This is a genomic window from Nitrosococcus watsonii C-113 (assembly GCF_000143085.1).
Taxonomy (GTDB): Bacteria; Pseudomonadota; Gammaproteobacteria; order Nitrosococcales; family Nitrosococcaceae; genus Nitrosococcus; species Nitrosococcus watsonii.
In genome coordinates, this window is the sequence record NC_014315.1 from 1,601,057 (window position 1) to 1,626,336 (window position 25,280).

General features: G+C 43.6%; 21 protein-coding genes and 4 tRNA genes. 5 read left to right on the top strand and 20 right to left on the bottom strand.

From position 1 onward, the window contains the following. Positions 1–10 precede the first annotated feature (10 nt). From rpmF to queA, 20 genes are all read right to left on the bottom strand, one after another. Positions 11–208, bottom strand: a complete 198-nt coding sequence (gene rpmF, locus NWAT_RS07215; protein ID WP_013220465.1) for a 50S ribosomal protein L32 — start codon at positions 206–208, stop codon at positions 11–13. A 67-nt stretch (positions 209–275) separates the two neighbouring features. After that, positions 276–731, bottom strand: a complete 456-nt coding sequence (locus NWAT_RS07220; protein WP_013220466.1) for a YceD family protein — start codon at positions 729–731, stop codon at positions 276–278. 68 nt (positions 732–799) lie between these two features. Further along, complete coding sequence (purF, locus tag NWAT_RS07225; RefSeq protein WP_013220467.1) at positions 800–2,311, bottom strand: amidophosphoribosyltransferase; 1,512 nt, start codon at positions 2,309–2,311, stop codon at positions 800–802. Positions 2,312–2,337: 26 nt separating this feature from the next. Then, positions 2,338–2,829, bottom strand: coding sequence for a CvpA family protein (locus NWAT_RS07230; RefSeq protein WP_013220468.1), 492 nt, complete (start codon positions 2,827–2,829; stop codon positions 2,338–2,340). 37 nt (positions 2,830–2,866) lie between these two features. Next, positions 2,867–3,373, bottom strand: coding sequence for an SPOR domain-containing protein (locus NWAT_RS07235; protein WP_013220469.1), 507 nt, complete (start codon positions 3,371–3,373; stop codon positions 2,867–2,869). 10 nt (positions 3,374–3,383) lie between these two features. Continuing rightward, positions 3,384–5,819 (bottom strand): endopeptidase La, encoded by a 2,436-nt coding sequence (gene lon / locus NWAT_RS07240; RefSeq protein WP_013220470.1) that lies wholly within the window; start codon positions 5,817–5,819, stop codon positions 3,384–3,386. A gap of 203 nt (positions 5,820–6,022) precedes the next feature. Beyond that, positions 6,023–7,297 (bottom strand): ATP-dependent Clp protease ATP-binding subunit ClpX, encoded by a 1,275-nt coding sequence (gene clpX, locus NWAT_RS07245; protein ID WP_013220471.1) that lies wholly within the window; start codon positions 7,295–7,297, stop codon positions 6,023–6,025. A 103-nt stretch (positions 7,298–7,400) separates the two neighbouring features. After that, positions 7,401–8,012 carry an ATP-dependent Clp endopeptidase proteolytic subunit ClpP gene (gene clpP, locus NWAT_RS07250; protein ID WP_013220472.1) on the bottom strand — a complete coding sequence of 204 codons (612 nt, stop codon included), beginning with the start codon at positions 8,010–8,012 and terminating at the stop codon, positions 7,401–7,403. A gap of 36 nt (positions 8,013–8,048) precedes the next feature. Beyond that, positions 8,049–9,380: a trigger factor gene (tig, locus tag NWAT_RS07255; protein WP_013220473.1), complete on the bottom strand. Its 1,332-nt coding sequence runs from the start codon at positions 9,378–9,380 to the stop codon at positions 8,049–8,051. Positions 9,381–9,441: 61 nt separating this feature from the next. Next, a tRNA-Leu gene (locus NWAT_RS07260) sits at positions 9,442–9,527 on the bottom strand. Between the two features lie 525 nt (positions 9,528–10,052). Continuing rightward, positions 10,053–10,568, bottom strand: a complete 516-nt coding sequence (locus NWAT_RS07270) for a hypothetical protein (protein WP_013220475.1) — start codon at positions 10,566–10,568, stop codon at positions 10,053–10,055. 112 nt (positions 10,569–10,680) lie between these two features. Continuing rightward, a complete protein-coding gene (treY, locus tag NWAT_RS07275) occupies positions 10,681–13,614 on the bottom strand; it encodes a malto-oligosyltrehalose synthase (protein ID WP_332309893.1) in 2,934 nt (977 codons plus the stop codon). Positions 13,615–13,646: 32 nt separating this feature from the next. Continuing rightward, the gene (gene treZ, locus NWAT_RS07280; protein WP_013220477.1) at positions 13,647–15,494 is read right to left on the bottom strand and encodes a malto-oligosyltrehalose trehalohydrolase; all 1,848 of its coding nucleotides are present in this window, start codon (positions 15,492–15,494) and stop codon (positions 13,647–13,649) included. A 118-nt stretch (positions 15,495–15,612) separates the two neighbouring features. Continuing rightward, the gene (locus NWAT_RS07285; RefSeq protein WP_041350568.1) at positions 15,613–16,617 is read right to left on the bottom strand and encodes a lysylphosphatidylglycerol synthase transmembrane domain-containing protein; all 1,005 of its coding nucleotides are present in this window, start codon (positions 16,615–16,617) and stop codon (positions 15,613–15,615) included. Between the two features lie 279 nt (positions 16,618–16,896). After that, a complete protein-coding gene (locus NWAT_RS07290) occupies positions 16,897–17,220 on the bottom strand; it encodes a HesB/IscA family protein (RefSeq protein ID WP_013220479.1) in 324 nt (107 codons plus the stop codon). A gap of 13 nt (positions 17,221–17,233) precedes the next feature. Then, positions 17,234–18,391, bottom strand: a complete 1,158-nt coding sequence (locus NWAT_RS07295; protein ID WP_013220480.1) for a cysteine desulfurase family protein — start codon at positions 18,389–18,391, stop codon at positions 17,234–17,236. A gap of 1 nt (position 18,392) precedes the next feature. Continuing rightward, on the bottom strand, positions 18,393–18,893 hold the full coding sequence (gene iscR / locus NWAT_RS07300) for a Fe-S cluster assembly transcriptional regulator IscR (protein WP_013220481.1): 501 nt from the start codon (positions 18,891–18,893) through the stop codon (positions 18,393–18,395). 61 nt (positions 18,894–18,954) lie between these two features. Next, positions 18,955–19,764: a serine O-acetyltransferase gene (cysE, locus tag NWAT_RS07305; protein WP_013220482.1), complete on the bottom strand. Its 810-nt coding sequence runs from the start codon at positions 19,762–19,764 to the stop codon at positions 18,955–18,957. A gap of 88 nt (positions 19,765–19,852) precedes the next feature. Further along, positions 19,853–20,593, bottom strand: a complete 741-nt coding sequence (locus NWAT_RS07310) for an RNA methyltransferase (RefSeq protein ID WP_013220483.1) — start codon at positions 20,591–20,593, stop codon at positions 19,853–19,855. Between the two features lie 2 nt (positions 20,594–20,595). Beyond that, positions 20,596–21,630, bottom strand: coding sequence for a tRNA preQ1(34) S-adenosylmethionine ribosyltransferase-isomerase QueA (gene queA / locus NWAT_RS07315; RefSeq protein ID WP_013220484.1), 1,035 nt, complete (start codon positions 21,628–21,630; stop codon positions 20,596–20,598). Between the two features lie 85 nt (positions 21,631–21,715). On the opposite strand from queA, the gene NWAT_RS07320 reads away from it, so the two are divergent. From NWAT_RS07320 to NWAT_RS07340, 5 genes are all read left to right on the top strand, one after another. Continuing rightward, positions 21,716–21,802, top strand: a tRNA-Leu gene (locus NWAT_RS07320). Between the two features lie 491 nt (positions 21,803–22,293). Further along, positions 22,294–24,093 carry an excinuclease ABC subunit UvrC gene (gene uvrC, locus NWAT_RS07325; protein WP_013220485.1) on the top strand — a complete coding sequence of 600 codons (1,800 nt, stop codon included), beginning with the start codon at positions 22,294–22,296 and terminating at the stop codon, positions 24,091–24,093. Between the two features lie 90 nt (positions 24,094–24,183). Further along, entirely contained in the window at positions 24,184–24,753 is a 570-nt protein-coding gene (gene pgsA, locus NWAT_RS07330; protein WP_013220486.1) for a CDP-diacylglycerol--glycerol-3-phosphate 3-phosphatidyltransferase, read from the top strand. Positions 24,754–24,801: 48 nt separating this feature from the next. After that, positions 24,802–24,877: transfer RNA gene (locus NWAT_RS07335), tRNA-Gly, on the top strand. 43 nt (positions 24,878–24,920) lie between these two features. Next, positions 24,921–24,994: transfer RNA gene (locus tag NWAT_RS07340), tRNA-Cys, on the top strand. The last annotated feature ends 286 nt before the right edge of the window (positions 24,995–25,280 follow it).

The following is a 25,280-nucleotide window of genomic DNA, read 5'->3' on the forward strand; positions in this document are numbered from 1 at the left end:
TAAAATGCCCTTATTCGTTTTCGTCTTCGCTTTCTTCTTTACTGAAGATTACCTTTTTCCCACGGTAGTAACCGTCCGTTGTAATATGGTGCCGACGATGAGTTTCTCCCGAGGAAAAATCCACAGAAAGTGTCGGCTTTTTTAGCCTATCGTGGGCGCGGCGCATACCCCTCTTAGATGGGGTTTTTCTATTTTGCTGAACAGCCATGTTAAAACTCCTTAAATTTACGAAGGGGATTCAATTTATACGAGTATTGGACGCCTTGTCCCTCTTTTTATTCAATCAGATCTGGAATTTCTGCTTCAGAACATTCACCCAATGGATGACTAACCGCGATCGGAAGTGCCAAAAGCAGCTCTTCTCTTACCAAGCGCCATAGAGATGCAGTTTCCTCTGGTTTTACGATCCACTGCTCACAGCTATCAGGCCAATGATAAATTTCCGTTTCATTTACCACCAGTTCAAGTCCAATTTGGGTATCAACAACAATATCTACAGGTTGCAAACACCGCTGACAGGCCAATCGTAATCGTGCTTTGACATGTCCTCGAACAAAACAGCGGCCTTCCTTATTGCAATTAAATGATAGTTCAGCCTCAGCGAACCCTTCTTTATCTAAAAGATCTAATTCCAGTCCCGGTATACATATAAGCGGTACCCGTCCTTGAATCCGCTGACCGGATTGAGCTAGTTTCCAAGGTAATACGTGATCCGATAAATTCGTTGGCATAAGCGAAACGCAGGGATTGTAACGGGCGATGCTATTACTGTCAAAATTTGGATAAATTAATGATTTAACTACGCAGTATTATAGAGTTCAATAATGTTCATATCACGCTCTTCCCGAGTTAGCTTAGCATTATCCGAGCGTTGGTTTTCTAATTTTTTTAGATATTCGGTATTAACATCACCCGTAACATAATCGCCCGTAAAACAAGAAACATCAAAACACGTTAGGGCAGGATTACGTTTCCGGACTGCATCGATAAGATCGGACAAATCTTGGTAGATTAGCCAATCTGCTCCTAGAATATCGGCGATTTCTTGCTCGGTACGGTTATGGGCAACCAGTTCACTTGCCGCCGGCATATCAATCCCATAGACATTAGGATAGCGTACAGGAGGTGAAGCCGAAGCAAAATACACTTTGTGGGCGCCCGCATCTCGTGCCATCTGGATAATTTGCCGAGAGGTTGTTCCACGCACGATAGAGTCGTCTATAAGCAGTACATTTTTACCCTTAAATTCTAAATCGATAGGATTAAGCTTCTGCCGAACTGACTTTTTCCGCTGCTTCTGCCCCGGCATAATAAACGTTCGGCCAATGTAACGATTCTTAATAAAACCTTCTCGATATACAATTCCCAGCACGTAGGCTAATTGTAAGGCTGCGCTACGACTAGTATCAGGGATCGGAATTACGACATCAATATCGTGATCTGGACGCTCCCGCAGTATTTTCTGAGCAAGCTTTTCCCCCATCCGCATTCGAGATTTATGCACTGAAACATCATCAATCATCGAATCAGGCCGGGCGAGATAAACATACTCAAAGATGCAGGGTGAATACATCGAACCATCAATACACTGCTGGATGTGAAGATCACCTTTCATATCAATAAAGATGGCTTCCCCTGGTGCTACATCGCGAACCAATTCATATCCTAATGCGTCAATTGCAACACTCTCAGAAGCAACAATGTATTCGGTCTTAGGAATTTTTTCACGTCTACCAAAAACTAGAGGACGAATTCCATAAGGATCCCGAAACGCCAATATACCATAGCCTGCGATCATTGCTACAACCGCGTATGCTCCGTGACAACGTTGATGCACCTGACTAACCGCAGTAAATAAATCGCTGGGGGTCATTCTCATTTTATTTAGCCGCTGCAATTCATGGGCAAGTACATTAAGCAGCACTTCCGAATCAGAATTGGTATTAATATGCCTCCTGTCCGCCCGAAAAAGAGCCCTTTTCAACTCTTCCGAATTTGTTAAATTACCGTTGTGGGCAAAAGTAATACCATAGGGGGAATTTACATAAAAAGGCTGGGCTTCAGCCGAGGAGGAGCAACCCGCAGTGGGATAACGAACATGACCCATTCCCATTCTGCCTTTAAGCATCAACATGTGGCGGGTATGAAAAACATCTTTTACTAAACCATTATCCTTACGCAAGTATAACCGGCCCTTATCGTAGGTTACGATTCCGGCGGCGTCTTGTCCTCGATGCTGCAATACCGTCAAACCATCATACAAAGATTGGTTGACTTCTTCGTTGGCCACAATGCCGATAATGCCGCACATCTTGCCTATCCTCTTGTATGGATCATTTAAAACTGAATATGTCCAGCAATATCAGGAGGCATAAAGCTACGTACCCAAAGAGCGAGTCCTTGAAAATAATTAAGCAATCGTGAATTTTGCCACCATGATTCCTGGGGTATAGGGGTCATTCCCGCTAAAATTACCAACACTGTGGTAATAGCCACACCGCGTGTAATACCAAAGGCAAGTCCGAGAATTCTATCCGTACCCGTTAGTCCCGTTGTTTGCACCAACTTGACAATGAAATGGTTTACAATTGCAGAAAACAACAAAGTAGCTAGCAAGAGCATAAGAAAGGCTATTACTAATCGTAGCGAAGGTGAAATTGAGATTAAATCGGCAAGCCATTCAGCTATTTGGGGTGAGAAATTTAGTCCGATCCAAAAAGCCGCTACCCAAGCAATTAAAGATAAAGCTTCCTTGACGAATCCTCTTGCTAAGCTGAAAAACCCCGATAGAAAAATAATTCCGATAATGGCATAATCTATCCAAATCAATAGCCTATCCTTATTATAGGGAATTAATATATCTACTTTAACTATCAGAGGGTGAAATAACGAAAGCTTTGGTTTGCAACCGACGTTCTAACTCCTTCCTAATCTCCTTGGCGCGTATTCTATTTTTTTCTGGACCTACTCGAACCTTATAAATTGTTTTTTCCCCTTTTTTTGCTGTCTCTATAAACGCTTTATAACCAGAGGAAGTCACATCGCGATGCATCTGCAGCGCGTTTTTCTGATGACTGAAGCTACCTATTTGAACAAACCATTTTGCCGCTTTCGACGACGATACAGAAGATTTTTCTTTACTCAAAGGAACAAAGTTTGGCAACTTTTGCTCACCTTGCGCTGGCAGTTTTTTAACGGTAGAGACAAAAGTCGATTTTTCCGGTTCCGGCAAAGGCTTATTGACGACCTCAAGCGCTTTATATTCAGGGAGCATCTCGGTAGGCTCACCAAGCAATAAAGGAATTACAATTATTCCTACGCTAATTAGCACCGCTGCCCCGATCAGTCGTTGCTTTAGATTTTTATCTAGCACCGCTTAATATCTAGTGAGTTCTTACTAATGCTGCTTTTCCTTGGGGTCCAATAGTTTCACCTTCTTTAATTGGGCCATCATTACTCTTTTTTCCCTCAGGCATACGCTGCAAGGCAACAGCAAAGACGTCCTCAACCCATTTAACAGGGCGAATATCAAGATTCTGGGTGATATTTTTCGGGGTTTCAGCCAAATCTTTACAGTTTTCTTCTGGAATAAGCACAATTTCAATGCCCCCCCGTAAGGCCGCGAGCAACTTTTCCTTTACTCCGCCAATAGGCAGCACCTCTCCGCGTAGGGTAATCTCTCCTGTCATTGCTACATTGGCTCGTACAGGAACATTAGTTAAGGCTGAAACTAACGCTGTGCACATACCGATTCCTGCACTTGGACCATCCTTGGGAATAGCGCCTTCTGGTACATGGACATGAATGTCATAACTTTGATAGAAACTTGGATCAATGCCTAGCCATTCAGCTCTATGGCGCACCACGGTAGTTGCCGCTTGAATCGATTCTTGCATAATATCACCTAATTGCCCCGTATAAGTTGCCTTCCCCTTGCCAGGCATTACTGCAGACTCGATCGTAAGCAAATCTCCTCCTACTTCCGTCCAGGCCAATCCCGTTACTTGGCCTACTCGATCTTGTTCATCAGCCCGCCCAAAGCGGTATTGTTTTACTCCTAAAAAAGTATCTAAATTTCTAGCGTTTACGGTAACTTTTTTAACAGCTGGCTTTAATTGAATCCGCTTAACTACTTTACGGCAAATCTTAGAAATTTCTCGTTCTAAGTTACGGACGCCAGCTTCCCTTGTATAGTAACGAATAATATCCTTTACCGCTCCTTCAGAGAGAGTAAGCTCTCCCTTCCTAAGGCCATTGTCCTTAGTTGACTTCGGAGCAAGATAACGGGTAGCAATATTGATTTTCTCATCTTCCGTATAACCTGATATCCGAATAACTTCCATCCTATCAAGCAAAGGTCCCGGAATATTTAAAGTATTCGCGGTAGTCACAAACATGATTTCTGAGAGATCATAATCTACTTCTAAATAATGATCATTAAAGGTATTATTTTGCTCAGGGTCTAGGACTTCTAATAATGCTGACGCAGGATCGCCACGAAAATCCATTGCCATTTTGTCAACTTCATCCAGCAAAAATAAGGGGTTACGAGTACCATTTTTAGCTAAGTTTTGGATAATTTTGCCAGGCATCGAGCCAATATAAGTGCGGCGATGTCCTCGTATTTCAGCTTCGTCACGGACTCCTCCTAAAGACATACGAACAAATTTTCGATTAGTCGCACGAGCAATAGAGCGGGCGATAGAAGTTTTTCCTACCCCGGGAGGACCCACCAAGCATAATATAGGCCCTTTAGACTGCTTTACCCGTTGTTGTACAGCTAGGTGTTCAAGGATTCTCTCCTTCACCTTTTCTAAGCCATAATGATCCGCTTCAAGCACCTCTTCTGCCTTAACTAAATCCAAACGAACTCGATTCCTTTTTTTCCAAGGCACACTTACCAACCAATCAATGTAGTTGCGTACAACAGTCGCTTCAGCGGACATGGGTGACATCAACTGCAACTTATTTAGCTCCACCATGGCTTTAGCCTTGGCTTCCTTCGGCATACCTGCTTTTTCAATTTTATTAGTGAGTTCTTCGATTTCATTAGGGACATCTTCAAGCTCACTTAATTCCTTTTGGATAGCCTTTGCTTGCTCATTTAAATAATATTCGCGCTGGCTTTTCTCCATTTGCCGCTTAACACGCCCACGAATGCGCTTTTCTACCTGAAGAATATCAATTTCTGATTCCAAAAGACCTAATAAATGTTCTAAGCGTTCTCGAACATCATTAATTTCCAGAACAATCTGCTTTTCCTCGATTTTAAGCGCCATATGGGCAGCAATGGTATCCGCCAGTCGGCCTGAATCATCGATACTTGAAAGTGAGGATAGGATTTCGGGTGGTACTTTTTTGTTAAGCTTAACGTATTGCTCAAACTGGTTAAGCAAAGAGCGGGTAAGTATTTCTGTTTCTCGATTATCCTCTCCAATATTTTTATAATGAAACAGCTGTGCACAAAAATAATTTTCCGCACTGATATACTGACTTATCTGAGCCCGCTCACTGCCTTCCACGAGCACTTTTACCGTTCCATCAGGAAGTTTAAGCAGCTGCAATATATTAGCTAATGTTCCGATACCATAAATATCCTCAAGCTGAGGATCATCTTGGACAGGATTCTTCTGAGCCACCAGCAATATTTGTTGATTGGCTTCAATTGCCGCCTCAAGCGCTCTAATAGATTTTTCACGTCCCACGAAGAGAGGAATAACCATATAGGGGTAAACAACGACATCGCGTAGCGGTAGCACCGGGGTAGAAACCCCTCCTTTAACTATAACTGTATCGGTCTTCGTGCCATCTTTCTTCATGCTGGAAAACCTCCATATATTGGAAAGTAGGCTAAATCTAGCTGCTTCATCTTATGGTATCAAGAAATGAACTTCAGCCAATGGTAGGGCTTACCCACACAGGAAGGGACTCCTTCGCTTATATGGGGATGTAACGCATCAAAATCAACTGGCTAGCGAAGGCATCATGAAATATTCCAAAATTTTTATACAAGGTTATTTTATTAATCCGAAGCCGCTTTGGTTTCCTGATGTTCATAGATTAATAATGGCTCCGCCTCTCTTTTAACGACACTTTCATCAATTACCACTTTACTCACATGGTCCATTGATGGCAGATCGTACATCGTATCGAGTAGGACATTCTCAAGGATGGAACGTAATCCTCGAGCACCGGTTTTAAGTTCCATTGCCTTAGTCGCAACTGCCCGTAACGCATCTTCGCGAAACTCAACCTTGCAGTTTTCCATTTCAAACAAGCGGGCAAATTGCTTAGTAAGCGCGTTCTTGGGTTCTCTTAGAATACGGATAAGCGCAGCCTCATCTAGCTCATCCAAAGTTGCAACTACTGGCATACGCCCTACAAATTCAGGGATCAGGCCATACTTAATAAGATCTTCTGGCTCAACGGCCTGCAAAACTTCTCCCATACTCCGCTTATCTTCCACACTTTTAACCTCAGCGGAAAAACCGATACCTCCCTTCTTGGAGCGATCTCGGATAATTTTTTCAAGTCCGGCAAAAGCACCTCCACAGATAAAAAGAATATTAGCTGTATTGACCTGCAGGAATTCTTGCTGTGGATGTTTCCGCCCTCCCTGAGGAGGCACTGAGGCTATGGTTCCTTCGATCAATTTAAGTAAGGCTTGTTGTACCCCTTCACCAGAGACATCGCGAGTAATAGACGGATTATCTGATTTACGAGAAATCTTATCTATTTCATCAACATACACAATACCTGTTTGGGCTTTCTCAACATCATAATCGCATTTCTGCAACAATTTTTGGATGATATTCTCTACATCCTCGCCAACGTAGCCTGCTTCCGTCAAAGTGGTAGCATCGGCAATAGTAAATGGAACATCTAACAAGCGTGCTAGTGTCTCTGCAAGCAGGGTCTTACCGCTACCCGTAGGACCTATAAGTAAAATGTTACTTTTTGACAACTCAACGTCATCATTCTTTTTACCTAACTGAAGACGCTTGTAGTGATTGTAAACAGCTACCGATAGTACTTTTTTGGCATGGCTTTGGCCAATAACATACTGATTAAGGATATCCCTGATTTCATGGGGTGTAGGTAGATGACTGCTCTTGCCGGAAGAGAGCCTATCCTGCATTTCCTCACGAATGATGTCATTGCAAAGCTCAACACATTCATCGCATATGAAAACAGAGGGACCTGCAATAAGCTTTCGCACTTCATGCTGGCTTTTGCCGCAAAAAGAGCAGTAAAGCAGTCTATCGTCGTCACCTCTACGGGGCTTGTCGTTATTCATGACTTATCTTTCCTGCAAAATTCTCAGGTAAACAAGTGGCTTCAACCTAATTATATCTTTAGAGAGCCAGTTAAATTCCGCGGTTCCCTTGCAACTAAATTTCCTAAAGCGATATCTCGGTACGTTGTTTAAGCACTGAGTCAACTAACCCATAGGCCAATGATTCGGTTGCGCTCATAAAATAGTCACGATCAGTATCATGTTGGATTTTTTCAATAGGCTGGCCGGTATGCTTAGCGAGAATATGATTTAGACGCTCCCGAACCAACAAAATCTCCCTCGCATGAATATCAATGTCCGTGGCTTGCCCTTGGAAGCCTCCCAAAGGCTGGTGAATGAGAAGCCGTGAATGGGGCAAGCAATGGCGTTTCCCCGGCGCTCCCCCTGCTAATAACACTGCCCCCATACTGGCTGCTTGACCAACGCAAAGAGTGCTTACATCAGGTTTAATAAATTGCATCGTATCATAGATGGATAGTCCAGCGGTTACCGATCCCCCCGGAGAATTAATATAAAGATGAATATCTTTATCAGGGTTTTCAGATTCCAAAAAGAGCAGTTGGGCAACAACCAAATTCGCCATATGATCTTCAACTGGCCCCACCAAAAATACTACCCGCTCCTTAAGTAGTCGAGAATAGATATCGTAAGCGCGTTCCCCGCGAGCTGTTTGCTCTACGACCATCGGAACTAACGTATTGAGGCTATCGATCATGCATTTTCTACCTTTAAGTTTTCATTAACCACTTTGTTAATCCTGAATCTTCTCCTTTGCTAGGGAAATCTGAGGATTTACTACCTCTTCGAAACTCATCGCTTCATCTGAAACCTCAACCTGACCCAGTACCCAATCTACGATCTGAGTTTCCATAACGTCTCTTTCAATTTCTGAAAGGCGTTCTTGATCGCCAAATATCCATCGAGAAAACTCCTCCGGGTCCTCGTAACTCGCTGCAAGCTCCGTGACTCTTTGCTTTACTTTATCTTGACCCGCCTTAATTTCTTGCTTTTCTAAGATCGTACTAAAAATTAACCTTAAAGCCACCCGTTTACGCGCCTGTTCTACAAATGGAGATTCACCCAAAGAGATTGCTTGTGGGTTAATACCTTGTTTAATCAAGTTATTCTTGGCTTGCTCATGCAAAATTTTCATTTCCTCCTTCACCAACGATATTGGTAAAGTGATAGGATTAGCAGCCAGTAAGCTATCCATAATTTGCTCTCGTACGCGATCACGAGTGGCTTGTTCCAAGTTTCGCGTCATCGAAACCTTAATTTCCTGGCGTAGGGTCTCCACTCCTCCTTCCTTAATACCGAGCTTCTCCGCAAAATCTTCATTAATCTCAGGTAACCGTGGCGCCGTCACGGAAATAACTTTCACTGTAAAGCTTGCCTGCTTACCTGCCAATTCCTGATTGCCGTAATCTTCTGGAAAAGTGATATCAAAAGTAAGCTCTTGGCCCGTATGGGCGCCTATTAAGTGTTCTTCGAATTCCTTAAGAGTCGTTCCTTTACCCAAAATAACAAAAAAATCCTCTTTGCTCCCACCTGGGAAAGATTTTTCTTCAATACTGCCATGATAATTAATAGTCACTCCATCCGCCTCTTGAGCTGGACGTTCCACGGGTTCCCATTCTATATGCTGTTCCCGTAGCTTTTCTAAAACCTCTTGGATATCCTTATCGGTGATTTCAGCCCGTGGCTGTTTGATCTTAATTCCGTCAAGCTTAACAGACTCAATATCTGGTAATACTTCGAAAGTTACCGTATAGGCAAAAGGTTTGCCAGCTTCCAACTGAGGTGGCTCAACCCGCGGCATACTAGCAGGTCGCAAGGATTTTTCTTTGATCGCATCACGAAAACTATCCCGTACAAATTCATCCGATACCTCTTGGCGTACAGCTGAGCCGTACCGACGTTCTACCACCTTGTAAGGGACTTTGCCAGGACGAAAACCATCCATTTTTATTCTCGGAACCATGGAACGCAGACGCTCTTGCACCCTGTTTTCAAAATTACCCTCCGGTAATGTGATGGTCAAGCGCCGTTCTAGTTCGCCGGTCGCTTCTACCGTGACCTGCATAAATATATTACCTCAATCTATTTAGTGTTTTAATATAGAAAAACCTAGCAAAGCTGTTAATTGGTGCGAAAGGAGAGACTCGAACTCTCACGGGATTTCCCCACTGGTACCTAAAACCAGCGCGTCTACCGATTCCGCCACTTTCGCGTAATACTAATCATAAATAGGTATTATTAGCACATATATAGCATATTTTTTAAAAAGTAGCCTATATATACTCTAATTTTTTGAAAGCTCTATGCTAAACTCAATAGGAGATACGGCTTCAAAGAGAAGGTGGTATCTGCGTAAAATTTGGCAACTTCTCTAAAAACCAATGCTGTGATTGTTCTTCATACCACCAATTCTGCTGATCATTAAGTGTACGTACAACGTTATCGTCCGGATAATAGTAATTAAACTTAATAGTGACTTTAGCTGTTAACCCGTCTTCCGATAGCTGCCGCCTAAGAACCTCATACCTAGTTATCCGAGCGTTATTCAAAAAATCCCGGGAAACAAGTTTAGATGGCCCATTTCGAGGTCGTACTAAAGTATCTAAAATCTCATAATGCTGCCAACGTATGCTGGAAGCATAAGACTGAATTGCATCTTCCAGGATAATAAGGCGATCCTTCGTGAGCCCGCTGCTGGCACACCCGGCCAAGAAACCTATTCCTAAAAACAAAATTTTCAGCCCTGGAAAAAAGAAAGCCTCTCCCAAAACCCTCTCTTCCTGGTTTCGGTATAAAGAATTGTATATTCCCATTGTATATGCCCCCGTGCATGTAGTTCCCTAAGATACAGACGCTTTTTAAACTTACGCTTTTCTTTGGGCGGGGCAAATAGCGATAAATGTGCCCGAGTTTCTTCTAAGACGCTGCAGATCTCTTGAGATTCCTCGCTATTTTTAATACAGTCCTTAATGATTAATTGGATTCCAAGCCCAGTGAGTGCATAAGAAGAATGATTTAAAATTTCTCCAACCAACTCTTGGCCAACGCCAGGTCTGGGTTGAAATTCAACCGTAATGAATTCGATCTGCTCGATAGGAATAATATTTCTAACTTCTTTGGCACCTTCTTCCTCAGGTTGAGATATAAAAAAGCCGATTAAAGTCAATAAGATAATGCCTCCTAATGTCTGGAGGCGAAATTTAGCCGGAACGATGAAAATAAGAAAAAGAGCGAGCAGAAATAACCAAACCATTAGCGGTCTCACAAACATAATAAACCGATGCGCTTCTCAGCTAAAGGTAAAAATTAATAAATAAAATAAATGAGCCTGACTTTAAAATCGGTTATAGAATAAAATTCTAAAATTATTTAAGGCCAAAAAGCAGTGACACGGAAAAATTTTTAAATAGTTTATGAGCAGGAATATAGTTTTTCCCCTTATTCCGCACTATTGTTATTATTTCGTCAGTCAACACATTAGTGAATTTTTCGTATCCATTGACTTCCGGTATTTCCACCCAGGTTCCTTTCCACAGCGACTCACCAAGGGGCAGTCCATCCCCGTTGTCGCCTAAAAGCGCAAACCACCTGGGAACAACAGAAAGTACTAGCTTATTTTGATGTCTTCTTGCGAATGCACAAATATGCTTTGCTTTAGCTCCATGAACAGATAGAGCGGTATAATCCCCTTTCTCAAAAAGGAAGGGCAACCTCGCACGAAAAGATAGGACTTTCCAAGTCAGATAAAGTTTTACCAGGCTATTTTCTTTATTTCTCAGCAGTTCGTAGGTATGGAATGCCAAAGGCTGCCCTGAATGAATCAGCAGCATTAAATGCTGGAGCATTCGTTGCCTTAACGCAAAATCCACGGGATGACGGTTATCGGGATCAACAAGTTGGAATTCCCAAAGTTCATTACCCTGGTAAATATCTGGCACACCAGGAACAGTCAATTTTAATAAAAGTTGAGATAATCCATTTAGTAAGCCAAATCTTGCCACTCGCTTCTGAAAGGGTATAAAATCCACTAAAAAAGGATTTTTTTCCAGATTACCCAAAGCATTACGCACAAAATGGACCACTGCCGTTTCGTACTCTATATTAGGATTTATCCAAGAAGTATGAACTTTAGCTTCTTTAATTGCTTTTAGCATATAGGCCTCAATGCGGCCTTGAAAGTTGATTAACCTCTCCTCGCTCATTTCAAGCAGAGGCCAAGCACCAAGCACTGTTTGGTAAAATAAATACTCGTCATTCCGGCTTGGGGCACGAAATCCATTTAGCCTGCGTACTTTAGAACGGTTGATGCGTGTCCATCGACTTAAGCGCTTACGCCATTCTTCTGGTATTTCAGAAAGCACATTGAGGCGAGCACGTACATCCTCGCTGCGCTTGCTGTCATGAGTTGAAGAAGTTATCATACCATGGGGCCAGTGTTGGACCCTTTCTTGGTTAGCTCGATGAAAAGAGGGAAGAGAAACTCCAAAGTTTCTCGGATCACTGCCGACATCATTGAGGGAAACCAAATAATTGTATATATATAATGCAGTATCCTCAAGAGCTTTAGCCATAACTGGCCCCGTATATTGTTGGAATCGCATAACGAAGGGAATAACCCCCTCGGGGAATTCGCTCCTTAATGAAGCTTCCAACAAGAGAATAGCTTGGATAAAGTCAAAAATACTGATGTCGGCAGCGGGACTCCTCTTCTTTGCTTGGACCACGGCCCACTGGACAAAGCGCTTATCTTCTTCCGAAACCTGATTCGTAGCTACGTAGGTACGATAAACAGGGAAACAAGCAACCACTTCCGTTAATGCCTCACGCAGTCCATTTAAAGTAAAATCCCGGGTATGTCGATCCCTTTGAGCAATGCTATTAAGCCTATTGGCAAGTACTGTAAGCTCACTAGAAAGCTGGACCCGAATGATGATTTTTTTACGCTCATAAAGTAATTGATCGAAATCCCATGAACGACCGATAAAACGACTATAGAGTTGTTCAAACTCTTTTTGGGAAGAGGGATATATAAATAATCCGTTATTGAGGGAGGCAAATTCATAACCGGTGGTACCACAAACAGGCCAGTTTTCAGGGAGATGTTCATAACTAGCCAAGATTTTCTCAATTACTATATAATAGTTGGGTTTAGAAATTGGATGGGAAAAATGATTCCTCTCGCCCTCACCCTGTATGTCTATGATTTTTTTATTGAGGTGCTGATAATAGCTAAGAGGATCGTAAAGTCCATCAGGGTGATCGATCCGCAACCCGTCTACCTCCCCTTTCTTCACTAACTCTAAAATAAACCGATGAGTGGTTTCAAATACCGCTTGATTTTCCATCCGTAGACCGGCTAAATCATTGATATCAAAGAAGCGGCGATAGTTAATTTCGTCGGCAGCGACTCGCCAATAAGCAAGTCGGTAAGCCTGCCGCTCTAATAAATAGTGCAGCTGATTAAAACTCTCCGGTTGCTCAACCACACCGTTGAGGACTGCCACAGTATCTAGTACGAAGGCCCCAATGGCAGGATATTTTCGACACGATTCCGCCAAGCGTCGTTTGTAAATAGCGCAGTCTCGAAGGCGTTCAGCTCTCTTCTCATCACTAGTGTCATGGCGGGAGGGAAGGTGCTGAAAAGCTGTGATAAGGCTTTGATATTCTAGAAAAGATACTTCTTCTTCTGGGAAGTGATCTGCTAATCGCTCCATTCGATATCCCAAAATATCTGGATAAGTGTTTGGATCAATAGGAAACCGATGATGATAAAAGCAAAGACTAAATTGCCCCCGCTCAAGATCAAAGGTGAGTTCCAGCTCTCCTTTTTCGAGTACCGTGCCATAATGATCTCCAAGCAGGGGCAATAGCACCTTCCCTCGTAATTCTTCTTTTATGGGACGCCAATCAATATCAAAGTAACCAGCATATTCGGAAGCAGGTCCGTGTTCCAGCACATCGAGCCACCAGCCATTATCATCGCCACCCACCCCCATATGATTAGGCACAATATCAAGTATTTGCCCCATTTCATGGCGTCGCAAAGCTAAGATCCAAGAAGAGAACGTTTCTTCATCGCCGATCTCCGGATTAAGCGCATTATGATCCACGATATCATAACCGTGAGGGCTTCCTGAACGAGCCTTAAGGTAAGGGGACGCATAACAGTGACTCACGCCTAATTCATGGAGATAGGGAACAATCGCCTCAGCATCAGCAAAGGTAAACTGGCTGTTAAATTGGAGCCGGTATGTAGCACGAGGAATTTTGATGATCTTACTCCCTTGGATATAATAGATTTTTCACTTCATGTGATGATAAAATAGTCATCTCAGCTATGGGGATTCTCCTTAAAAAACCAAATTACCATCTCAGGAGGCAATTTTTTGTGAATAAGTATTTCATCTAAATTTGAGGAGGTCGTAAAAAGTGTTCTTCCGGAAAGGAGAGATGGTAAAGGAACAGAAATTTTTCCTAAGTTAGCTAATAGCGTTAATTGCGCTCCATCACCTAATTGCCAGCGAACTTGTAATGCTTGCTTGCCTAAGGGTATATAATAACCGTTGTTTTTCCTCATAGTAGCTAGCCTAGGTACAATCCATTGACGCCTGAGGTTTAGCAGATTTTGATGCAGATCAAGCCATTCTTTTCCTTTTGTATTGGTTGCGTGCGCCCAGTTTAAAACAGCGCTGTCAAAGGTCACCTGAACTGTAGGATCCGGAATCTGCTTTTGGGCCGCAGGACTATTAAACTCAGGAAAATGGGCGAATTCCCTTCGCCGACCCTCCCGAACACTGGCAGTTAAATCCTCACTAAAATCACAAAAAAAAGGAAAAGGCTGAGTTGATCCCCACTCCTGCCCCATAAATAAAAGGGGTGGGAAAGGAGAAAGTAATAGCAGTGCCGTTAATGCCTTTACTTGTTCAGGTGTTGTTAAAATTGTTATTCGCTCACCGAAAGCCCGGTTACCCACTTGATCGTGGTTTTGAAAGAAGGCTACAAAGGCGCTTGGTGGTAAAGCTTTACTAGGCTCACCGCGAGGTTTTCCTTCCCTGTAAGGAGAATTTTGTCCTTGATAATCAAAGCCCTCGCTTAAACAGCGGCCTAGATGAGCAATGGGCTGATCAGCATAGTCTAGGTAGTAGCCTGTAGTTTCCTGAGTAGTGAGCACATGCAAGGCATGGTGGATATCGTCATTCCATTGTGCAGTATACCAACGGGGTTGCCCGTTAGATGTACGGGTAAGATAATGAGCTATATTACTATCATTTTCTAGCACCAGATGTATACGTCGTTTGGAATCCAACTGGGAGAAGACCGTCTCTGCTAACTCTTCCAGAATATGGGGTTTAGAATCGTCTTGAATTGTATGAACCGCATCTAACCGAAGGCCGTCGAATCGATATTCCTCTAGCCAAAAAAGAGCATTATGAATAAAAAATTGCCGAACCCAATGGGCATCCTTACCATCAAAATTGATAGCTGCTCCCCATGGGGTGTGGTGACGCTCCGTAAAAAAGTCTGGGGCATATTGATGGAGGTAATTGCCTTCTGGACCAAAATGATTGTACACCACGTCTAAAAACACCATTAAACCGCATGCATGGGCAGCTTGCACAAGGGATTTGAGATCGTGGGGTTGGCCATAACGGCTATCGGGTGCAAACAAGGAAACACCATCATATCCCCAATTCCAACGACCTGGGAAATCGGCAACTGGCATCAGTTCCAATGCGGTTACCCCTAATTTTACCAGATGCTCCAGGCGGTTCTCTAAACCTTGAAAAGTGCCCTCTGGGGTAAAAGTTCCTACATGGACCTCATAAATAACGGTCTCTTCCCAGGGCCGTCCACTCCAGCCGCCTTCCTCCCATTTAAAAGTAGCTGGATCAACTACCTCGCTGGGACCGTGGATATCTCGGGGCTGGAATCGAGAAGCGGGATCAGGAACCCGCTCCCCACCGTTGATCTGATAGCGGTATAAACTGCCCGGTCCAGCCCGCTTGGTTTCTAGCTCAAACCAACCCTCCTCTTTAAGAGTCATAGCTAAGGGGGCTGCTTCTGGCGTACCTTCCAAGCATAAATCCACTTGTTTAGCGGCAGGCGCCCATAACCGGAAACGTACAGTACCTCTTTCCGTCAATTCAGCGCCAAAGGGCATATCATGGCGGTGCTGCATCGTTTGTAACACCTTTCTTGAAATTCTACTCAGTTAAACTATAGCTTATAAAAAACATAGTGGATAATTGTTTATTTTTATAAATAGGCGCAAACCTGCTCGGTTTTCATTTGAAGTCTTATAAAGTCTTTCTAGTAGTAGCTTGGGCTAAGGTTTGGAAGATCACTGGCCCTGCTAGTGCAGCAAATACCGGTGCGCCAGCAATGAGATACCAATAAAACGTAGCAAAACGCCAGAGAACAAGGGCAGTTGCCAATGTGGCGCTATCAAGGAAAGGTCCTAGCATTACCCCAAATCCCAATTCAACCCCCCCGCTCCCACCCGGCAAAAAGGTAAAATGCCCTAAAGTTAGTATTAATACCTGGGTAATAAATAGATAAGGCCAGGGAACATTTTCGCCTAGAGCTAAAAGGAGAACATAAAGAACACTAAAGCGTAACAGCCAATGAGCGATACAGAAGAGATAAGCGGCATATAAATATCGTCGAGGAAGCCCTAAAAGCAGCGTTAAACCGTGGCGAAGGCGTAGCATCCAGCGTGCTGCTCGCTTTCGACGAGGGGTAGAGACTCTGAATAATTTTAATAGATAGCCGAATGCTCGCAACAATTTTCGATATTGCCGAGCGAGAACCCACATAACTCCCATCCCGCCGGTAAGTAATACCACCACCAAAATAAACCCAAGGTGTATATCATAAGCCGCGTTGGTTGCCAGCTTTATCACTACGATGATGGAAGCAGTAATAAAAAATAATAAGTCTATTCCCATCTCCATGGTAAAGATAGCTGCTGCATGAGCCGTTTTTACACCATATCTATTTAAAAGATAGATATAGCTAACAATTCCGCCGCTCCCGGCAGGGGTAGCGGAAAAAGCGAATTCCCATGCCATAACCGTTCCGAGCGCGCTTCGATGTGAGAGCTTGGTATCTACCGCAGAGATTAAAATTCGCAGTTTAGCGGCATTAAAATTCCAACCAAGCACAATCATTCCCAAGGTAAGCAGAGGCAGCCAAGGAGGCACTTGGCTGAGGCGCTCAAAGATTGCCAGTCCGCCATAGCCGAATGGGATCGCCAAACCTAAGCCCATGGCTAGCAGGGCTAAAATCCAGTAACGTCTCACGGATTTAGATTAAAACGGTTGAAGATAAAAAGTTCGGCAAACTGAGCGGGTTTATCGTTGCCATAGAATATGGGTTACTTCACTTGGAAGGAAGGTCAGTAATAGCGTGAGATATCTTAAAGAGGTACAATTTATGGTTCCGCTGCAAAAGTTTGCGTATCTATGTAAGCCTTTCCGGGGATCGTATCCTTTTCTTAATTCTTCGACTTACATAGGAGACAGTTGTTTAGTTTCGATATTTGACCATTACCCAATGGGTACTATTTTACAGGGGGAAAGTTACATGCTGAAACTTTCTCCGCAACCGCAAGTTCCGGTAACATTTGGATTTTGAAATTTAAAGCTCTCGTTCAAACCTTCACGCCGGTAATCCAATTCGGTACCGTCAATAAAATTTAAACTTTGCTTATCAACTAGGATCTTAACTCCATCATGATTAAAAACAGTATCCTCCGATTTTACCTGCTTTGCGAAATCAAGCACATAAGCATATCCTGAGCAACCACTTTTTTTAACACCTACCCGCAAACCTTCTACATTTTCCTGCTGGGAGAGAACTTTTTTAATTTGCTTTAATGCAGAAGCCGTAACTGTAATTGCCATCTTTTACTCTCTCCTATCTGCCATAACCAACATCACACAATAACATCCTCTGAAATTTACTTATTTGACTTTCTAGTACCGTAATCAGTTCATCTATTTGAGATAAATTATTCTCCACCCCGATACTGACACGAACAGCCCCTTGCGCTAGTTCTGGTGCTACCCCCATGGCTAGCAATACGTGGCTGGGTTGGTGATGGTTGCTATCACAAGCGGAGCCGCTAGAAACGCCTATTCCCGCCTTATCCAAGGCCATCAGCAAAGTCTCTCCTTCTATTCCAGGTACAGTAAAAAAGAGAGTATTAGGTAAGCGCTCAGCTTTTTCTCCAAAGATAACAATCCCTGGTAATCGCTGTAAGGATTGCTCTAGATATCCCCGCAATTGGGACCATTCACGAGCACGTTGCTCCATCTCTAGGCTTGCAAGTTCGGCGGCTTTACCAAATCCCGCAATAGCAGCCACATTTTCGGTACCACTACGGCGACCTTTTTCTTGGCCGCCTCCTTGTAGAAGCGGATAAATATCTACGCTACTGTCCACAATTAGCGCTCCTACTCCCTTAGGGCCTCCCATTTTATGGGCTGAAAGACTCATAAGATGAACACCACTGTGGCGAAAATCCAGGGGTACTTTCCCTACCGCCTGGACCGCATCAGTATGAAATAAGCTTTCTTGGACGCGCACCCTCTCACTTAAAGCAGCAATATCTTGTATAACTCCAGTTTCATTATTCGCCCACATAATAGAAACTAAACGAGTATCAGGACGTAATGCTGTCTCTAAAGCTAAGGGACTCACTCTTCCTTCGGAATCCACTTCAATTTCAGTTATTTCAACTCCCTGGGTCTGTAAGGCTAGTCCAGGCTCTCTAAGAGAAGGGTGTTCTACGGCGCTGATTGCGAGGTGGCCTTGAGGACGGGGACCCATTGCTCCAAATATTGCTAAATTATTGGCTTCGGTACCACCGCTTGTAAAAATCACCTGAGAGGGCGTTGCCTGAACCAAGTCAGCTACCTGGGTGCGAGCCTGCTCTATGGCCTCTCGAGCAATACGACCATAACGGTGTACGCTAGAAGGATTTCCTTGCTGTTCCCGAAGATAAGGGAGCATGGTATTCAATACCCGTTTATCCAACGGAGCTCCTGCATTGTGGTCAAGGTAAATTGCCATTTTAAGAAACGCGATTCGTACCTACCATAACAGTGGATGCGGTGCAATCAGCACAGCTTACCGAAACAGCATCATCTAGCCGTGTCGCAACTTCTTGGATGTCATCACGCTGAATTAGCTCACCCAAGGTAATGTGGGCAAGAAATTTATAAATCTGCCGACTGAGATCTTCCCATAGCTCATGGGTAAGACAGCGTTGGTTTTCTTGACAGTTTTTTAATCCCCCACAGCGTGTAGCGTCCATGTTTTCATCAACTGCGGTGATAACATCAATGATACTGATTTTCCCCGCTTCACGACTTAGACGATAACCACCACCTGGACCTCGAGCACTGCCCACTAGACCTTTCTTACGCAGCCGAGCAAAGAGTTGTTCTAAGTAAGAGAGGGAAATCCCTTGGCGGCGTGAAATATCAGCTAGGCTAATCGGACCTTGCTCGTAATGTAAAGCCAAGTCCAGCATTGCGGTTACCGCGTAACGACCCTTGGTTGTTAGCCGCATGTAATTAAGCGTTCCCTAGTTCAGTTAGCAAAAGAATTACATAACTGACTATATGAGTCAACTATTTGGCCACTGCTGATTTATCCTCGCCAACTTGTCGTTCTTGTTCCTCCTCATTATTATTATTTATAGATAACTCGCTGGTTTTTAAATTAGGTAGGCTTGCTTTAGGAAGCTCTCCTCCTAAGTGCTGAATCTCGGCCGTTATTTGCTCAATACGCTCATCTAAACGCTGAATATGCTTAGTCAAACCATGGATAGTTCGTTCAATAGGATCGGGGGCATCTTGAGGGGTACCGTAGGCATCAAATTCAATATGTTTAGTTATTGCCGGATGTTTGGCCTTCCCATATTGATCTTTTGATTGAACCATGTGTCCCGGAACTCCAATCACAGTGGTATTCACTGGAACATTCTTAACTACTACCGAATTAGACCCTATCCGTGCCCCATTGCCTATGTGAACAGGTCCAAGAACTTTAGCGCCAGCCCCTACCACTACATTATTTCCCAAGGTAGGATGCCGTTTTCCTTTTCGCCAGCTGGTCCCTCCCAAGGTTACCCCGTGATAAAGCGTACAGTCATTCCCAATCTCCGCGGTTTCGCCGATGACTACGCCCATCCCGTGGTCGATAAAAAAACGCTGTCCAATCCGAGCCCCTGGATGAATTTCGATCCCGGTTAGCCAGCGACTCAAAGTAGAAATAACTCGTGCCAGCCATTTAGCCCCTAAATTCCACAGCCGATGACTCAGTCGATGCCATAAAATAGCATGGAATCCTGGATAAGTAGTAATGACTTCGAAGGTATTACGTGCTGCGGGATCCCGTTCGAATACGCACCTTATTTCTTCTCGCAAGCGTTTAAACATAATAAAGGTACCTCTTCCCCTGACTAATCTAGCTCATAGCTGTTGCTCAGATTCCTGTTATTCTCTTTTGCAACTGTATAGAAATCCATTATTTCTTCATCATAGCCTCAGGGATCTGTGCTTTCTTTTGGGCAGCAGTTAGAATTCCCCGCAAGATATTGATCTCAGGAGTATTGAGGTGGGCGCGAAAAAACAAGCGGCGTAAGCGGCGCATTAAAAATTTGGGATTACTTGAATTAAGAAAGTCAATTTTTATTAAAGTCTGTTCTAAGTGGCTAAAAAAGCCTTCTATTTCATCTATAGAGGCTGATGATGATTCTCCAGAATGCCGAAAGTCATCCGTCATGGAAGCCATCCGGATCTCATAGGCCATCACTTGTACCGCCGCCGCTAAATTTAGGGAGCTATATGTTGGATTACTTGGAATATGGACCCAATAATTACAATGATCTAGCTCGAAGTTAGAAAGCCCTGAATTTTCTCGACCGAATACAATTGCCACTTCTCCTTTTAGGGCTTCCTGAACAACAAGGGCGCCAGAGGCCCGGGTATTTAATACTGGCCAGGAAATATTTCTAGACCGAGCACTCAGCCCAAATACTTTCTGACAACCAGCTATTGCTTGGGCCAAGCTGGTGCAAACCTTTGCTTGGACCAATAACTCATCTGCACCAGAAGCCATGGCTGTAGCTTCAGCGCAGGGAAAACGTCTTGGATTAACTAAGTATAAGCGGTGTAACCCCATGGTACGCATGGCCCGCGCTGCTGCTCCAATATTGCCGGGATGGGTGGTTTCCACCAATACGATGCGTACTTTTGCTAATTTCATAGTCAATCTATTTTAGATTCAGTAATAAACATAGCGTCGCCATAGCTGAAAAAACGGTAACCTTTTTTTACTGCATGGCGATAAGCAGTTAATACCTGTTTACTGCCTGCAAAAGCGCACACCAGCATAAGTAAGGTGGTCTCAGGCAAATGAAAGTTAGTGATTAAAGCGTTTACAGTGCGAAATCGATAACCAGGGAAGATAAAAATCTCCGTTTCCCCTTGGTAAGGTGCGATAATCCCTTTTGCAGAAGCAGCCTCCAGTGCTCGTACAGTGGTTGTCCCTACTGCCACTATCCGCCCTCCCGCCTGTTGGGTGTCCCGTATTTGAGTACAAATTTGTTCAGACACTTCCACGTATTCTGAGTGCATTTGATGCTGGGTGATGTTTTTAACCCGTACTGGCTGAAAGGTGCCTGCTCCTACATGGAGAGTAATATAACCTGATTGTATTCCTTGGGCTTGTAATCGTTTTAGCAGTAACTTATCAAAATGCAGGCCCGCGGTAGGTGCTGCGATAGCACCCGGACGAGAGGCATAAACAGTTTGATAACGCTCTTTATCAACAGATGTTGTTTTCCGCTGAATATAGGGTGGTAAGGGTATTTGGCCTATTGCTTCAAGGAGTTGTGGTAAGGGGCGAGGATCTAGAAAGCGCAGTTCAAATAGCCCCTTAATCCGCTTCCTTACTTCTACTTCTACTGATTGTTCCATCACCAGACTCTGCCCTGCCCGGGGCGGGTTGTTTGCCCATACATGAGCTAGCGCTCGGTGTTGATCTAGGAATCGTTCTATTAATACTTCTATCTTACCTCCACTATCTTTAACCCCTTGAATTTTAGCTGGTATTACCTTAGTGTTATTGAATACCAATAAGTCCCCCGTTGACAATAATTCAGGAAGCTCGATGAATTGCTGGTCTTTAACGATTCCAGAACTGCCCTCCAGAGATAATAAACGACTCCCTCCACGCCGTTTGGGAGGATATTGAGCAATTAATTGCTTGGGGAGGTTATAAGTAAAATCACTTAGCTGCATAATCTATAATTTTAGCATCATCAGCTAAAATTATAGGTTTATTTCTTTTCGGACATCAAAATTCGTATATAATAGTATATTATGTGCCGGGGTGGCGAAATTGGTAGACGCGCCAGACTCAAAATCTGGTGGTGGTGACACCGTGCGAGTTCGAGTCTCGCCCTCGGCACCATTTTTAAAGACTGATTGTACGGTATATTTTTGCGCTAAGTATCCTTGGTTTAATTTCAATCATTATCTTTAAATACTCTTCAGTCCTATATCTATCTCTTCTGGCATTCCCTATGGTAGTGGCATCGCCTGTAGTGCTAATATACTGAAGTTACTGGGAATGGACATTAGTAATCGTTCTAAGCTCCTCTCCCACAAAGAACTCCATTTTACCCACGCACGTCTTCTTCGGTTTGATTTTTATAGAGCGTATCTCTAGCGAGATAGGAGGGAGGGGTTGCCCATTAACACTAAGAAATGCCTTCCCTCCTACATCGCTAAAGGGTGCTGCTCCGAAGGCTACATGGGTTCCACTTTCCGAGAGAATCCACCTCCCAGCTAAAAAAAATTCATAAGCATCAACAGCAAACCAGCAGAAATTAGAAAGATCTTAAACCATGAAAACCTCATTATTTTTATCCTCCTATTGTAAATAAAATAACTGCTGGAAACATGGCAAATTTCGATATTGATGATTTTCTAAAGAATTTAACTGCTTGCCCAGGCGTTTACCGTATGTTAGACGCCAAAGGGAAAGTGCTCTATGTTGGTAAAGCAAAAAACCTAAAAAGGCGAGTAGGTAGTTATTTTAGAAATTCAAAACTAGCACCTAAAATCCGCATCCTAGTCAACCAGATTTACAATATCAAAATTACTGTAACTCATACAGAGAATGAGGCACTGATTCTAGAAAATAATCTTATTAAAGCTCTACAGCCTCGCTATAATGTATTATTAAAAGACGATAAGAGTTATCCTTATATTTTTCTCTCTGCTGACGATTTTCCCCATTTAGGGTTTCATCGAGGAGCCAAGCAAGCCCCTGGACAATACTTCGGGCCTTATCCAAGCGTTAGCTCGGTATGGCAAACGCTGAAATTACTTCAGGGGGTTTTTCCTGTACGTCAGTGCGAAGATAATTTTTACCGCAACCGCTCTCGTCCTTGCTTACAATATCAGATCAAACGTTGTACTGCTCCTTGTGTGGGTTTAATTAGCAAGGAAGATTATAATCAAGATATTCAACACGTGGTGATGTTTTTAAAAGGGCGGGATCAGCAGGTTATTAATGAGCTGGTAATACGCATGGAAGAAGCCTCCCAGCAACTTGCTTTTGAACAAGCGGCCTACTATCGGGATCGAGTTGCTAGTTTACGGCGCATCCAGGCGCGTCAGTATATCAGTGGTAAAAAAATGGATATTGATGTGCTTGGGGTTATCCTTGCGGAGAGAATGGCCTGTGTGGAAGTTTTTTTTATTCGCGGTGGGTATAATTTAGGCAATAAGACCTTCTTACCTAAACTTGAAGGGAACCTAACGCCGCAAGAGTTGCTTTCTGCTTTTATAGCACAATATTACTTAAATAGAGAGATTCCACCTGTCCTTGTACTCAGCCATCAACCTAAAGATATGAATCTGCTCACCGAAGTACTCAGTGAGCAGGCGGGAAGGAAGATCACCTTGATAAAGCCAGATCGGGGTCCTAAGGTACAATGGGTAAAAATGGCTTTAACCAACGCTAAGATTAACTTAGATCAATGTCTCGCAAAAAAATCGAGTATTGCTGCGCGCTTTAAAAGCTTACAACGATTACTAAATTTAGTGAATTCCCCCCAGCGGATTGAGTGTTTTGATATTAGTCATATTCAAGGGACATCTACAGTGGCTTCCTGCATAGTATTTGATAGAGAGGGCCCCCGTAACGCTGATTATCGCCGCTTTAATATTAAAGGGATCATTCCAGGGGACGACTATGGCGCCTTGCGCCAAGCATTAACCCGACGTTTTAAAAAAAAAGAGGGAATATTTCCAGATTTACTTGTGATTGATGGAGGTAAAGGACAGATAAATCAGGCACTTACCGTGCTTGAAGAAATAGGAGTTATAGAAACCACCGTACTGGGAATAGCGAAAGGTCCCGAACGTAAAGCAGGGAAGGAAACCCTATTTTTGGCAGGGTATGAAAATCCGATAATGGTAACACCCGATTCGCCAGCTTTACATCTATTGCAGCATATCCGTGATGAGGCTCACCGTTTTGCTATTATCAACCACCGCAAGCGCCGTGCTAGGGGGGGTAAGCTTTCTCGTTTAGAGGAGATACCTGGGTTAGGCCCTAAACGGCGTCGGAAACTCTTGATCCAATTAGGAGGATTGCAAGAGATAATGCGGGCCGGAGTTGAAGACTTAGCCCAAATAAAGGGAATTAACCTGGTATTAGCTCAACGTATTTATGATATTCTTCATAGATGATAGTTAAAAATAAGTCTAATGGAGAATAGGGACTGTGGCAGAGTAAAAGTAAAGATTCCGCGGTTTTTTAAGCGGAAAAGGGCTCAATTCATGCCCATTTATACCATTCCCAATGTAATAACAATTTTGCGCATTGTAGCTATCCCCGTTTTGGCGACAGTGTTTTATCTTCCTCTACCCCATGCTCGTGAAATTTGTGCGGCATTATTTGGTATAGCGGCTGTTACTGACTGGCTGGATGGCTATCTAGCAAGGCGTTGGCAGCAAACTTCACCGTTTGGGGCCTTTTTAGATCCGGTTGCCGATAAGCTAATGGTCGTTATTGCCTTGATATTACTCTTACAAAGCCATCCTTCCGTGCCGATGGCTCTTTCAGTAGCAGTTATCGTCGGTCGGGAGCTAACGGTATCGGCACTGAGAGAATGGATGGCAGAGATTGGACTACGTGCTAGTATCGCTGTTTCTATGTTAGGAAAATTTAAGACCACGTTCCAGATGATTGCTGTCTTTCTACTACTTTATCAACATCCTATTGGTCCTATTCCTATATGGGATATTGGTTTAATCCTTCTTTATATTGCGGTTGCTTTAACCCTAGCATCAATGATTGTCTACCTCAATGCCGCTTGGCTAGCATTAGTGGGACGTGTAGAAAATTAGGCTTAACTTGACATAGAACGGTTCACTGCTACAATGACTATCGCTTGAGCGGGAATAGCTCAGTTGGTAGAGCACAACCTTGCCAAGGTTGGGGTCGCGAGTTCGAGTCTCGTTTCCCGCTCCAAATAGCATGATAAAACTCCTTTGATGTTAGCTAACTTGCTTCAGGCTGGGTGGCAGAGTGGTTATGCAGCGGCCTGCAAAGCCGTGAACGCCGGTTCGATTCCGACCCCAGCCTCCATCATTTGGTCTAGTTTCTCGTGATTTTATTGAAGGATCTTTTCCTATTCAAAGTCTAAGTGTGGGTAAAGCCTTGCTTCATTATTGAATCCGCGTTACAGTTCTTTAAAGATAACATTAAGCGCTCCCTCTAACTAACTAAAAAAAGCCCGGGTGGCGAAATAGGTAGACGCAAGGGACTTAGTAATTTGAGCACCTAGGTGGGAAACCCCTAGAGTGAATGGAGTCAGATTCGGGGGAACCTCAGCAAGTTTTCAGGATGGTGGCAATCCCGAGCTAAGCCTTAA